Source organism: Streptomyces coelicoflavus (assembly GCF_045041415.1).
Lineage (GTDB): Bacteria > Actinomycetota > Actinomycetes > Streptomycetales > Streptomycetaceae > Streptomyces > Streptomyces coelicoflavus.
On record NZ_CP108218.1, the window covers coordinates 3,340,297 to 3,352,926 of the forward strand.

The window sequence follows — 12,630 nt, forward strand, 5'->3', positions numbered from 1 at the left end:
GATCTTCCCGGGGCGTGACGCACCCCACCTGCCGCCCCGTTCGTACTCCGTTAACAATGGACTGTGATCTCTCCGGTCCCCTCGATCCCCCGGAGCGCCCACCGGCAGCGGCCGGAGGCGACTCCCTACGTCGACCTCACCCGCCCCGAGTGGAGCGCGCTGCGCGACAAGACGCCGCTGCCGCTGACCGCCGAGGAGGTCGAGAAGCTGCGCGGCCTGGGCGACGTCATCGACCTCGACGAGGTGCGGGACATCTACCTGCCGCTCTCCCGGCTGCTCAACCTCTACGTCGGCGCCACCGACGGCCTGCGCGGCGCGCTGAACACGTTCCTCGGCGAGCAGGGCTCCCAGTCCGGCACCCCCTTCGTCATAGGGGTCGCCGGTTCGGTCGCGGTCGGCAAGTCCACGGTCGCCCGGCTGCTCCAGGCGCTGCTGTCCCGCTGGCCCGAGCACCCGCGCGTGGAGCTGGTGACGACCGACGGCTTCCTGCTGCCGACGCGGGAGCTGGAGGCGCGCGGCCTCATGTCGCGGAAAGGTTTCCCCGAGTCGTACGACCGCCGGGCGCTGACCCGGTTCGTCGCCGACATCAAGGCGGGCAAGGCGGAGGTGACCGCGCCGGTCTACTCCCACCTCATCTACGACATCGTCCCGGACCAGCGGCTCGTGGTCCGCCGCCCCGACATCCTGATCGTCGAGGGCCTGAACGTGCTTCAGCCCGCGCTGCCCGGCAAGGACGGCCGCACCAGGGTCGGGCTCGCCGACTACTTCGACTTCAGCGTGTACGTCGACGCGCGCACCGAGGACATCGAGCGCTGGTACCTCAACCGCTTCCGCAAGCTGCGCGCGACCGCCTTCCAGAACCCGTCCTCGTACTTCCGCAAGTACACGCAGGTGTCGGAGGAGGAGGCCCTCGACTACGCCCGCACCACCTGGCGCACCATCAACAAGCCCAACCTGGTGGAGAACGTGGCCCCCACCCGCGGCCGGGCCACCCTGGTGCTGCGCAAGGGCCCCGACCACAAGGTCCAGCGCCTGAGCCTGCGCAAGCTGTGAGGCGGGCGGGGCGGGCGGCGCGATAGAAATACCGGATGCTGCATCTGCGCCTGATCACTCCGGCCGACCGCACCGACGAGGTGGTCCGCCTGATCGACCGTACGGTCGGCACCACCCACCTCGTCGTCCTGCCGGGTGCCGCCCGCGAGCCCGAGGGCGACGTCGTCATGTGCGACGTGGCCCGCGAGGCCGGTGACGAACTCATCACCCGCCTGCGGTCGTTGGACCTCGAGAGCTGCGGCGCCATCACCGCCGAGAACATCGACCTGTCGCTGTCGGAGCGCGCCGACCGCGCGGAGCGGGACGCGCCCGGCGAGCCCGCCGACGCCGTGCTGTGGGAGCAGTTGGAGGAGGCGACCCACGAGGAGTCGACCCTTTCCATCACCTACGTCGCCTTCATCACGCTGGCCACGATGATCGCGGCCTGCGGTGTGGTCCTCGACAACGCGATCCTGATCGTGGGCGCGATGGCGGTCGGTCCGGAGTTCGGCCCCCTCGCCGGGATCTGCACGGCGATCGTCCAGCGGGCCCCGCGCCTCGCCCTGCGCTCGGCGATCGCCCTGCTGGTGGGCTTCCTCGTGGCGATGGCGGTGACGGTGGGCTTCAGCTGGATCATGACCGAGTTCGGCCGGTTCAGCGAGGGCAAGCTGGAGGGCGACCGACCCAACACCGGCTTCGTCTACGCCCCGGACGCCTTCTCCTTCGTGGTGGCGATCCTCGCCGGCATCGCGGGCACGCTCTCCCTGACCTCGGCGAAGTCCGGTGCCCTGGTCGGCGTCGCCATCTCCGTCACCACGGTCCCGGCCGCCGCCAACGCGGCCGTGGCCCTGAGCTTCGGCGACATGAAGCAGACGGTGGGCTCCACCGAACAACTCCTCCTCAACCTGGCAGGCATCGTGGTCGCCGGAACCCTCACGCTGCTGGCCCAGAAGGCGTTGTGGTCAACCCAACGCGCCCGACTGACCAAACCTGACAACGCCGGGTGAGGAATCTTGCCCAAGGGGCGCGGGGAACTGCGCGACAAGCCACGACGGCGCCGCACCCCGCATCACACAGAACCCCCCACCCCGAACCCGGCCCCAAAAACTAACCGAGCGCAGACTTCACCGAATCGGCCAACCGCCCCGCCACAGACCGAGCCTGCTCGATATCGGCCGCCTCCACCATCACCCGCACGAGAGGCTCCGTCCCCGAGGGACGCAGCAACACCCGCCCGGTGCTCCCCAGCTCCCGCTCCGCCTCGGCCACGGCCGTCGCCAGCTCGGCAGAGCTCGTCACCCGCGACTTGTCCACGTCCGGCACATTGACCAGCACCTGCGGCAGCCGCTCCATCACGGACGCGAGGTCCCGCAGCGGACGCCCGGTCTGCGCGACCCGCGCCGCCAGCATCAGGCCGGTCAGCGTGCCGTCGCCGGTGGTGGCGTGGTCGAGGATGATGACGTGGCCGGACTGCTCGCCGCCGAGGGCGTAGCCGTGCTCCTTCATCTCCTCCAGGACGTATCGGTCGCCGACCGAGGTCGCCACGAACCGGATGCCCTCGCGCTCCATGGCGAGCTTGAAGCCCAGGTTGGACATGACGGTGGCCACGACGGTGTCCGAGCGCAGCGCCTCCCGCTCCCGCATCGCGAGCGCGAGCACGGCGAGGATCTGGTCGCCGTCGACCTCCGCACCGGTGTGGTCCACGGCCAGGCAGCGGTCCGCGTCGCCGTCGTGGGCGATGCCGAGGTCGGCGCCGTGCTCGACGACGGCGGCCTTGAGCAGGCCGAGGTGGGTGGAGCCGCAGCCGTCGTTGATGTTCAGGCCGTCGGGCACCGCGCCGATGGTGACGACCTCGGCACCGGCCCGCGCGAACGCCTCGGGCGAGACCCGGTGCGCGGCGCCGTGCGCCTCGTCGAGGACGATCTTCAGCCCGTCGAGGCGGTTGGGCAGGACGCCGACGAGGTGGGCGACGTACTGGTCGAGCCCCTGGTCGTAGTCGCGGACGCGGCCGACGCCGGCGCCGGTCGGGCGGTCCCAGGGGGCGCCGGTGCGGTGGTCGGCGTAGACGGACTCGATGCGGTCCTCCAGCTCGTCGGCGAGCTTGTGGCCGCCGCGGGCGAAGAACTTGACGCCGTTGTCGGGCATGGCGTTGTGGCTGGCGGACAGCATCACGCCGAGGTCGGCGCCGAGCGCGCCGGTGAGGTGGGCCACCGCGGGCGTCGGCAGCACGCCGACCCGCAGCACGTCCACGCCGGCGCTGGCGAGGCCCGCGACCACCGCGGCCTCCAGGAACTCCCCGGAGGCGCGCGGGTCCCGGCCGACCACCGCGGTCGCCCGGTGACCGGCGAAGGTGCCGGCCTCGGCCAGTACGTGCGCCGCGGCGACGGAGAGGCCCAGCGCCAGCTCGGCCGTCAGATCCGCGTTGGCGACACCGCGCACGCCGTCCGTGCCGAAGAGTCGTCCCACTTGTCCTCCTGAGGAAACGTCAATTCCGGAAGCGGCTGCCGATGAGTGCGGCCCACGCAGTCGGCTCCCGAAGGCCCGGGCGTGCAACGCCCGACCATCGATCACATAAGCCTTAGAACGTCTTGTGCCGTTATACGCCCAACGGCAGGGATAAACGAATGCCCCGGCAGCACAGTGGCGTGCCGCCGGGGCGTTCGGAGTACAGCCGGACCAGCCGGTACGACTTAGCGCTTGCTGTACTGCGGGGCCTTGCGGGCCTTCTTCAGACCGGCCTTCTTGCGCTCGACCGCACGGTCGTCACGCTTGAGGTAACCGGCCTTCTTGAGCGCGCCGCGGTTGTTGTCCACGTCGGCCTCGTTCAGCGCGCGGGCGACACCGAGACGGAGCGCACCGGCCTGACCGGAGACGCCGCCGCCGGAGATGCGGGCGATGACGTCGTAGCGGTTGTCCAGCTCGAGCACCTTGAAGGGCTCGTTGACTTCCTGCTGGTGGACCTTGTTCGGGAAGTAGTCCTCGAGCGTGCGCCCGTTGACCTTCCACTTGCCGGTGCCCGGGACGATCCGGACGCGGGCGATGGCGTTCTTGCGACGGCCCAGGCCGGCGGCCGGCTGCGGCTCGCCGAACGCGGAGGCCATCGACTCCGAGGTGTACTCGCCCTCGACGGGCACCTCGGACTCGGTGGTGTAGCTGTCGATGTCGAGCTCTTCGAGCGGCTGCTCGGGAGTCGTCTCGGGAGTGGTCTCGGCCACGATGCTCCTCAGATTCTCTTCAGTCTTAAAGGGTGGCCGGAACTACTGCGCGACCTGGGTGATCTCGAACGGCTGCGGCTGCTGCGCGCCGTGCGGGTGCTGGTCACCCTTGTAGACCTTCAGCTTCGAGAGCATCTGACGGCCCAGGGAGTTCTTGGGGAGCATGCCCTTGATGGCCTTCTCGACGGCCTTCTCCGGGTTCTTGTCCAGCAGCTCGTCGTAGCGCACCGAGCGCAGACCGCCCGGGTAGCCGGAGTGGCGGTACGCCATCTTCTGGGTCCGCTTGTTGCCGGAGAGGTGCACCTTGTCGGCGTTGATGATGATGACGAAGTCACCGGTGTCGACGTGGGGCGCGTAGATCGGCTTGTGCTTGCCGCGCAGGATGGAGGCCGCAGTGGTGGCCAGACGACCCAGGACTACGTCCTGGGCGTCGATGACGTGCCACTGGCGCGTCACATCGCCGGGCTTGGGGCTGTACGTACGCACGGTTCGTAGCCTTCGCTTCTTCAGTGAGTGGTCCTGACATGGTCACCGAAGACGATCACGACAGCCCTGACCGCACCGCGGTGACGCATACCGCGTGCAGGTCGCTGGTCATCGGTCCCGGTGGACCGGTGTAAGGGCCCCTCACGTGAGAATGAGCAAGCCAATACACATACGACTGTGCAGAATACCCGGGCCCCGGCGGCCGGGTCAAAACGGGGCCGCGGGAGCGCGCTCCGGCTCCGGCGCCCGGCCCGGGGGCACCCGCCCGCCGGCAGCCGCCGGCCCGGCCCAGGACTGCCGGGCGACCGTCACCGCCAGCACGCAGAGCGTGAACGCGTCCCGGAAGGCCCGCCGCCGCTCCCCCTCCAGCCAGGGCCAGGTCAGCCCCGGTACCTGGGGCACCAGGGCGATCCAGAACCACACCCCGCGGGCCGCCGACCCGGCGTACGGCAGCCCGGCGAGCAGCAGCGGCAGGGCGACCAGGAGGTAGTGGTCGTAGGACGGCCGGGAGACCAGGAACGCCGACAGCATCAGCCCCGCCCCGGTCTCCGCGAGCCGCAGCGGGCCGGGGTCGGCGCGCCGCCAGCGCCGGTACGCGCAGAGCACCCCGGCCGAGGCCGCCGCCACCGCGAGCCCCTGCGCGAGCGCCGCCGGCACCCCGAGCCGGGGCAGTACGGCCGCCGGGGAGGCCTCGTAGAGCCGTACGAAGCCGTCGTCGCCGTGCAGCAGGAAGGGCAGGGTGCGGGTGAAGAAGCCCGCCGGGTCGGGCATCGCCAGCGCCGCCGCGGCGGAGGCCAGCGCGGGCAGCAGGACGGCCGCGGCAAGCGCCCGCCACCGCCCGGCGAAGAGGAAGAGCAGGACGACGGGCGCGAGCAGCGGCTTGAGCGCCACGGCCGCCCCGATGACGGCCCCCGCCCCCGTCCAGCGCCCCCGGCTCGCCAGCAGCAGGGCCAGCGGCAGCGCCACCGTCGCCGTCACGGTCCAGTTGCCGAGCCGCACCAGGTGCCCGAACGGCGCGAAGCCCAGCGCGAGCCCGGTCAGTCCGAGGGCCGCGAGCCGGCTGCCGAGCGGCACCCGGTGCAGGAGCAGTGCGCAGGCCCAGGCCAACGCCAGCAGGACGGTCACCGCGCACGGCACCAGCACCCGCAGCACCCCGCCGGGCAGCACCGCCTCCGGCACGGCGGCGAGGACCGCGCTCGGCAGATAGAGGAAGTGCGGGTCGTCGTACGGGGAGCCACCGGCCAGCCAGGTGCGGGCGGCCCGGACGACGATCGCGTTGTCCATCCCGCCGTCCGAGGTCGTCCGCGCCGCGTGCGCGGCGGACGCCGCCAGCACCGTCAGGAGCACCGCCCACAGATGCCCTCCCGCCGGCCGCACCAACCACCCGGAGATGTCGCTTTTGCCCGTCCGCATGCACGGAACGCTAGGCCCTGCGGGCCCCAAGTCCCGGCACCAGCACGCCCACAGGCCCGTCTAAGATGCGGCCCATGAGCTTTGGGCAGGGGGGACCTCAGTCGCAGTGGGATCCCTGGACACCGCAATCGCAGCAACAGCCGCAGCAGCCGCAGTCGCAGCAGCCCTGGAACAGCGGGAACAGTGACAACACGCCGGACTGGGCTGCCCTCGCCGAGGCCTCCGAGGCCCGTGCCAAGCGGCGCCGGCTGTTCTTCATCGGCGGCGGCGCGCTGGCCACCGTGGCGATAGCCAGTGCCGTCGCGGTGGCCGTGGTCTCGGCGAACGGCTCGGACCAGGCCTCCGACGGCCCCTCCTCGCAGCTCCCCTCGACGGCGGACATACCCAGCGCGACGGCCACCGATCCGTCCTTCGCCCCGACCAGCGCGCCGCCGCCGCTGGACCCGAAGGACTTCGTCTCCAGCGCCAAGAAGGACAAGGCCCCGCTCAGCCCGGACCTGCTCTTCCCCGGCACCCAGCTGACCATGGGCGAGACGGTCTACAAGAAGGGCCCGACGGCCGACACCCGCACCTGCGGCTCCGCCGCCCAGGGCACCCTGCCGAAGGTCCTCGACACCAACAAGTGCACGCGCCTGATCCGTGTCACCTACACCAAGGGCGACACCGCCGTGACGGTCGGCGTGGCCGTCTTCGACAACGAGGCGCAGGCCACGAAGGCCAAGAAGGACGCCGACAAGAAGAGCATCGTGCGCTCCCTGTCCGGCGGCGGCGTCAAGTCCTTCTGCACCGGCGCCGTCTGCCGCTCCACGACCAACTCCTACGGCCGTTACGCCTACTTCACCGTCGCCGGTTTCACGGGCGGCAAGGACGTCACGGAGAAGTCCACCGGCGTGTTCCGCGCCGGTGACGACCTGGCCGAGTTCGCCTTCCGCCAGATCCGCCGGCGCGGCGAGGCCCAGGCATCGGCGGCGGCGGAAACGGGCTGACGGCCCCGGCGCCGGTCAGCAGCAGCCGGCCCCCGGCAGCGACCGCTTGTTGCGCGCCTCCTTGTTCCGGGCCGCCAGCAGCTCGTCGGCCGGGTAGCCGACCTCCTCCAGGGTCAGCCCGTGCGGCCGCACGACGTGCACGGCCGAGTCCCGTACACCCGCGGCCAGCACCTTGGCCGGCCAGTCGGGCGTACGGTGCCCGTCGCCGACGAACAGCAGCGCCCCGATCAGGGAGCGCACCATGTTGTGGCAGAAGGCGTCGGCGCGCACGGTGGCAGTGATGATCCCGTCGCCCTCCCCGCGCACCAGGCTCAGCTCCTGCAACGTGCGGATGGTGGTGGCCCCCTCCCGCTTCTTGCAGTAGGCGGCGAAGTCGTGCTCGCCCAGCAGCCCTCGGGCGGCCTCGTTCATGGCGTCCACGTCGAGCGGCCAGTCGTGCCACAGCACGTGCCCGCGCAGCAGCGGGTCGACGCCGCCCGGGTTGTCGGTGACCCGGTAGGCGTAGCGCCGCCAGACCGCCGAGAACCGCGCGTTGAAGCCGCTGGGCGCCTCGCGCAGCGCCCAGACCCGCACGTCCTTGGGCAGCCGTCCCGCGAGCCGCTTGAGCAGCTTCACGTGGTGCTCGGCCCACACCTCACGCGGCAGGTCGACATGGGCGACCTGCCCCCGCGCGTGCACCCCGGCGTCGGTCCGTCCCGCCACGGTCAGCTCGTACGTCTCCGGCGACCGCGTGACGGTCCGCAGCGCGTCCTCGATCTCCCCCTGCACGGTCCGCCGCCCCCCGGCCTGCTTGGCCCACCCGGAGAACTCCCTCCCGTCATAGGACAGATCCAGCCGCACCCGCACCAGCCCGGCCGCTACTTCGTCACTCACCCAGAGCTCCTCTCAGCCAAACGAAAGCGGGCCCGCCCCTGAAAAGGAACGGACCCGCAAACGCCCCAAAGGGGCGCGGGGAACTGCGCGAACGACCACGACGAAAGCCGCAGCCGCAATCGCACAGCCACCCGGCAGACGCTTACGCGTCCTTGGACTCCTCGGCCGCGGCCTCGTCGTCGGCCTTGGTCGTGTCGACCTTGGCCTCAGCAGCCTCGGCGGAGCCCTCCGCGTCCTTGGCGGCACGCTTCGTCGCGGCCTCGGCCTCACCCGTGGCCTGCTGCGCCACGGTCAGCGCCTCGACCAGCTCGATGACGGCCATGGGCGCGTTGTCGCCACGGCGGTTACCGATCTTGGTGATCCGGGTGTAGCCACCGGGACGGTTCTCGTAGCGCGGGCCGATCTCGGTGAAGAGCGTGTGGACGATGCTCTTGTCCGTGATCACCTGGAGCACCTGACGGCGGTTGTGAAGGTCGCCCTTCTTCGCCTTGGTGACCAGACGCTCGGCGTACGGACGCAGCTTGCGCGCCTTCGCCTCGGTGGTGGTGATCTTGCCGTGCTCGAAGAGGCTCTTCGCCAGGTTCGCGAGGAGCAGCTTCTCGTGCGCGGCGCTGCCGCCCAGACGGGCACCCTTGGTGGGCTTCGGCATGGTGTTTCTCCTAGGTGTCTGCCCCGGCCGTATCAGGTACCGAAGTCAGTATCCGAGCAGGCGGCCGCCTGTCGGAGATCCGGGGGCCTTCAGGAGGCCCCCGGAAGTGGTGCCGTCAGTACTGCTCGGTCTCCACGAAGCCCGCGTCCGCGTCGTCGTCGGCGCCGAAGGCGTCCGCGGCGGCGGTCGGGTCGAATCCGGGAGGCGAGTCCTTCAGCGCGAGGCCCATGCCCGCGAGCTTGGCCTTGACCTCGTCGATCGACTTCGCACCGAAGTTGCGGATGTCGAGCAGGTCGGCCTCGGACCGCGCCACGAGCTCACCCACGGAGTGGATGCCCTCGCGCTTGAGGCAGTTGTACGACCGAACGGTGAGCTCCAGCTCCTCGATCGGCAGCGCCAGATCGGCGGCGAGCGCGGCGTCCGTCGGGGACGGACCCATGTCGATGCCCTCGGCGTCGATGTTCAGCTCGCGGGCGAGACCGAACAGCTCGACCAGCGTCTTGCCGGCCGACGCCATGGCGTCGCGCGGACGCATGGCCTGCTTGGTCTCGACGTCGACGATCAGCTTGTCGAAGTCGGTGCGCTGCTCGACACGCGTGGCCTCGACCTTGTACGTGACCTTGAGAACCGGCGAGTAGATCGAGTCGACCGGGATGCGCCCGATCTCCTGACCGACCTGCTTGTTCTGCACGGCGGAGACGTAGCCGCGACCGCGCTCGACGGTCAGCTCCATCTCCAGCTTGCCCTTGCCGTTGAGCGTGGCGAGGACGAGGTCGGGGTTGTGCACCTCGACACCGGCCGGGGGCGCGATGTCGGCGGCGGTGACCAAACCCGGGCCCTGCTTGCGCAGGTACATCACGACCGGCTCGTCGTGCTCCGAGGAGACGACCAGCTGCTTGATGTTGAGGATCAGGTCGGTCACGTCCTCCTTGACGCCCGGCACGGTGGTGAACTCGTGCAGGACACCGTCGATGCGGATGCTGGTGACAGCAGCGCCGGGGATCGACGAGAGGAGGGTGCGGCGGAGGGAGTTGCCGAGGGTGTAGCCGAAGCCCGGCTCCAGCGGCTCGATGACGAACCGGGAGCGGAACTCGTCGACGACCTCTTCGGTCAACGAGGGACGCTGAGCGATCAGCATGTGTGTTCCTTCAGTCAGGGGCGCCCGCTATTTGACGCCCGACCAGTACTGCAAGGGTACGGGCGATACGACCCGAAAGAGCCGTACCGCCCGGAAAACCCTGGTGGAGCAGGTGAAGCGAGATCAGACGCGACGACGCTTCGGCGGACGGCAGCCGTGCTGCGACATGTGGGGGACAACCCCCACACCCCCAGCCGACAGCCGAGCCGCGGTGAACCAGCGCGTCAGACGCGACGACGCTTCGGCGGACGGCAGCCGTTGTGCGGGGTGGGCGTGACGTCCTGGATGGAGCCGACCTCGAGGCCGGTCGCCTGGAGGGAGCGGATGGCGGTCTCACGACCGGAACCCGGGCCCTTGACGAAGACGTCGACCTTGCGCATGCCGTGCTCCTGCGCGCGGCGGGCAGCCGACTCGGCGGCCATCTGCGCGGCGAACGGCGTGGACTTCCGGGAGCCCTTGAAGCCGACGTGGCCGGCGGAGGCCCAGGAGATCACGTTGCCGGTCGGGTCCGTGATGGACACGATCGTGTTGTTGAACGTGCTCTTGATGTGCGCGTGGCCGTGAGCGACGTTCTTCTTTTCCTTGCGGCGCACCTTCTTGGTCGCGCCCTGACGTCCCTTGGGGGGCATGTCGTTCTCCTACGGGAGGTGGTCGGTCCTACAGCGAAGACCGCTGGACGGCGAAGTCCGCTGCGGACTACTTCTTGCCCGGCTTCTTCTTGCCGGCGATGGCGCGACGCGGGCCCTTGCGGGTGCGGGCGTTGGTGCTGGTGCGCTGACCGCGGACGGGCAGACCGCGACGGTGACGCAGACCCTGGTAGGTGCCGATCTCGACCTTGCGGCGGATGTCGGCCTGCACCTCGCGACGGAGGTCACCCTCGGTCTTGATGTTGTTGTCGACGTACTCGCGGATCGCGACGAGCTGCTCCTCGGAGAGGTCCCGAACACGGGTGTTCGGGTCCACGCCGGTGGCGGCGAGCGTCTGCTGCGAGAGGGTCCGGCCAATGCCGAACACGTAGGTGAGGGCGATCTCCACGCGCTTTTCGCGCGGGATGTCAACACCGGAAACGCGTGCCATTCAATGGCTCCAGTTGATTGTCGGAGGTCTTCCACAGGACCGGTCCCCGGCCGCCGTATGAGGTACGGATCGGGTCCCCGGCCTCCGAGCCGGGGGTGTCGGACGATCGCTCGCCCGGGTCCTGCGTATGAACATGTTTCAGCTCGCGTCGCGCGAAGTCATGCGAATCGCGGAGGGAACGGTCAGGCGTCAGCCCTGGCGCTGCTTGTGGCGCGGGTTGTCGCAGATGACCATGACCCGACCGTGACGGCGGATCACCCTGCACTTGTCGCAGATCTTCTTGACGCTCGGCTTGACCTTCATGGGTGTGAGGTTCTCCGGGTCAGTTGCCGGCGGACCCGCGCGCGGGGCGCACGGGACGTGGGCAAGATCTACTTGTACCGGTAGACGATCCGGCCACGCGTCAGGTCGTACGGAGACAGCTCCACCACGACCCGGTCGTCAGGGAGGATGCGGATGTAGTGCATGCGCATCTTGCCGCTGATGTGTGCCAGGACCTGGTGGCCGTTCTGGAGCTCGACCCTGAACATGGCGTTCGGAAGAGACTCGACGACAGTGCCCTCGATCTCGATGGCACCTTGCTTCTTGGCCACGCTTCGCCCTTCGAATCGACTACCTTGATCGACTCGTCGCACAACCCACAAGACATGGGGGTGCACGGGAGCCGACGAGTCAGTCTACGTCAGCACACCCGGAAAGGCGAAACGAGGAAGTCTGCCCCGGATGCGAGATCGTTATGCGAGCGGATCGGGTGCGGCCGTGATCCCCAGCTCCGCCAGCTTGGCCTTGCCCCCGTCGGGGGAGGTCAGGACCAGTGGGCCCTGTTCCGTCAGGGCCACCGAGTGCTCCCAGTGGGAGGACCAGGTGCCGTCGGTCGTGATGACCGTCCAGTCGTCGGACAGGACCTCGGTGCGCGGGGTGCCGAGGGAGACCATCGGCTCGATGGCGAGGCAGAAGCCGGGGACGAGCTTCGGGCCCTTGCCGCGCTTGCGCTCGACGTAGTTCAGCAGGTGCGGGTCCATGTGCATCTCGGTACCGATGCCGTGGCCGCCGTAGTCCTCGATGATCCCGTACTTGCCGCCGCCGGGCTTGGGCTGGCGGCGGATGTAGGTCTCGATGGCACGGGAGACGTCCACCAGGCGGTTGCCCTGCTTCATGGCCGCGATGCCCGCCCACATCGACTCCTCGGTCACCCGGGACAGCTCGACCAGCTCCGGGGAGTGACCGGAGCCGACGAAGGCCGTGTAGGCGGCGTCGCCGTGCCAGCCGTCGATGATCGCGCCGCAGTCGATGGAGATGACGTCGCCGTCCTTGAGGACCACGTCGTCGGACGGGATGCCGTGGACGACGACCTCGTTCACCGAGGTGCAGATGGTGGCGGGGAAACCGCCGTACCCGAGGAAGTTCGGCTTGGCGTCGTGCTCCGCGAGGACCTTGCGGGCGACCTGGTCCAGGTCCTTGGTCGTCGCGCCGGGCACGGCGGCCTCCCGGGTGGCCGCATGGATGGCGGCGACGACCAGCCCCGCTTCGCGCATCTTGGCGATCTGCTCGGGGTTCTTGATCTGCACCATCTGGGCTGCCGCCTCCTGCCGCGGGTTTACGTCTGACGCCACCACGATACGCGTCAGCGCGAGCCGGAGCCGGGGGTGGCGGCCGCCCGGCCGGGCCTCGCGCGGCCGGCCGGCGATCGGCACGCGGGGCCCGCCACAGCTGTAGTCAGAGCTGCACCGTCAGCAACAAAATCCGTTGACGATCCCAACT

Annotated in this window: 15 protein-coding genes; 3 read left to right on the forward strand and 12 right to left on the reverse strand. The window is 70.0% G+C overall.

What is annotated here, in order from left to right:
* Positions 1-63 precede the first annotated feature (63 nt).
* The gene (gene coaA / locus OHA99_RS14615; protein WP_003974235.1) at positions 64-1,053 is read left to right on the forward strand and encodes a type I pantothenate kinase; all 990 of its coding nucleotides are present in this window, start codon (positions 64-66) and stop codon (positions 1,051-1,053) included.
* 35 nt (positions 1,054-1,088) lie between these two features.
* Positions 1,089-2,039 (forward strand): DUF389 domain-containing protein, encoded by a 951-nt coding sequence (locus tag OHA99_RS14620; RefSeq protein WP_405696106.1) that lies wholly within the window; start codon positions 1,089-1,091, stop codon positions 2,037-2,039.
* 100 nt (positions 2,040-2,139) lie between these two features.
* On the opposite strand, the gene glmM is transcribed toward OHA99_RS14620, so the two are convergent.
* The 4 genes from glmM to OHA99_RS14640 form a co-directional block, all read right to left on the reverse strand.
* Positions 2,140-3,498, reverse strand: a complete 1,359-nt coding sequence (glmM, locus tag OHA99_RS14625) for a phosphoglucosamine mutase (RefSeq protein WP_153178380.1) — start codon at positions 3,496-3,498, stop codon at positions 2,140-2,142.
* Between the two features lie 224 nt (positions 3,499-3,722).
* Positions 3,723-4,247: a 30S ribosomal protein S9 gene (rpsI, locus tag OHA99_RS14630; protein ID WP_153178381.1), complete on the reverse strand. Its 525-nt coding sequence runs from the start codon at positions 4,245-4,247 to the stop codon at positions 3,723-3,725.
* Between the two features lie 42 nt (positions 4,248-4,289).
* The gene (gene rplM, locus OHA99_RS14635) at positions 4,290-4,733 is read right to left on the reverse strand and encodes a 50S ribosomal protein L13 (protein ID WP_003974239.1); all 444 of its coding nucleotides are present in this window, start codon (positions 4,731-4,733) and stop codon (positions 4,290-4,292) included.
* A 207-nt stretch (positions 4,734-4,940) separates the two neighbouring features.
* On the reverse strand, positions 4,941-6,146 hold the full coding sequence (locus OHA99_RS14640) for a glycosyltransferase 87 family protein (RefSeq protein ID WP_366472685.1): 1,206 nt from the start codon (positions 6,144-6,146) through the stop codon (positions 4,941-4,943).
* A gap of 74 nt (positions 6,147-6,220) precedes the next feature.
* Between OHA99_RS14640 and OHA99_RS14645 the strand changes: the two genes are divergently transcribed.
* Entirely contained in the window at positions 6,221-7,132 is a 912-nt protein-coding gene (locus OHA99_RS14645) for a hypothetical protein (RefSeq protein WP_153178383.1), read from the forward strand.
* A gap of 15 nt (positions 7,133-7,147) precedes the next feature.
* On the opposite strand, the gene truA is transcribed toward OHA99_RS14645, so the two are convergent.
* The 8 genes from truA to map form a co-directional block, all read right to left on the reverse strand.
* The gene (gene truA / locus OHA99_RS14650) at positions 7,148-8,005 is read right to left on the reverse strand and encodes a tRNA pseudouridine(38-40) synthase TruA (protein WP_164383572.1); all 858 of its coding nucleotides are present in this window, start codon (positions 8,003-8,005) and stop codon (positions 7,148-7,150) included.
* 142 nt (positions 8,006-8,147) lie between these two features.
* Positions 8,148-8,654 (reverse strand): 50S ribosomal protein L17, encoded by a 507-nt coding sequence (rplQ, locus tag OHA99_RS14655; protein WP_007443998.1) that lies wholly within the window; start codon positions 8,652-8,654, stop codon positions 8,148-8,150.
* Between the two features lie 115 nt (positions 8,655-8,769).
* Positions 8,770-9,792, reverse strand: a complete 1,023-nt coding sequence (locus OHA99_RS14660) for a DNA-directed RNA polymerase subunit alpha (RefSeq protein WP_003966937.1) — start codon at positions 9,790-9,792, stop codon at positions 8,770-8,772.
* A gap of 224 nt (positions 9,793-10,016) precedes the next feature.
* A complete protein-coding gene (gene rpsK, locus OHA99_RS14665) occupies positions 10,017-10,421 on the reverse strand; it encodes a 30S ribosomal protein S11 (RefSeq protein WP_007443997.1) in 405 nt (134 codons plus the stop codon).
* 67 nt (positions 10,422-10,488) lie between these two features.
* Positions 10,489-10,869, reverse strand: coding sequence for a 30S ribosomal protein S13 (gene rpsM, locus OHA99_RS14670; protein WP_003974244.1), 381 nt, complete (start codon positions 10,867-10,869; stop codon positions 10,489-10,491).
* Between the two features lie 189 nt (positions 10,870-11,058).
* Complete coding sequence (gene rpmJ / locus OHA99_RS14675) at positions 11,059-11,172, reverse strand: 50S ribosomal protein L36 (RefSeq protein ID WP_003974245.1); 114 nt, start codon at positions 11,170-11,172, stop codon at positions 11,059-11,061.
* A 68-nt stretch (positions 11,173-11,240) separates the two neighbouring features.
* Complete coding sequence (gene infA / locus OHA99_RS14680) at positions 11,241-11,462, reverse strand: translation initiation factor IF-1 (protein ID WP_004927214.1); 222 nt, start codon at positions 11,460-11,462, stop codon at positions 11,241-11,243.
* Positions 11,463-11,603: 141 nt separating this feature from the next.
* Positions 11,604-12,440, reverse strand: a complete 837-nt coding sequence (gene map / locus OHA99_RS14685) for a type I methionyl aminopeptidase (RefSeq protein ID WP_007443996.1) — start codon at positions 12,438-12,440, stop codon at positions 11,604-11,606.
* Positions 12,441-12,630: the final 190 nt, after the last annotated feature.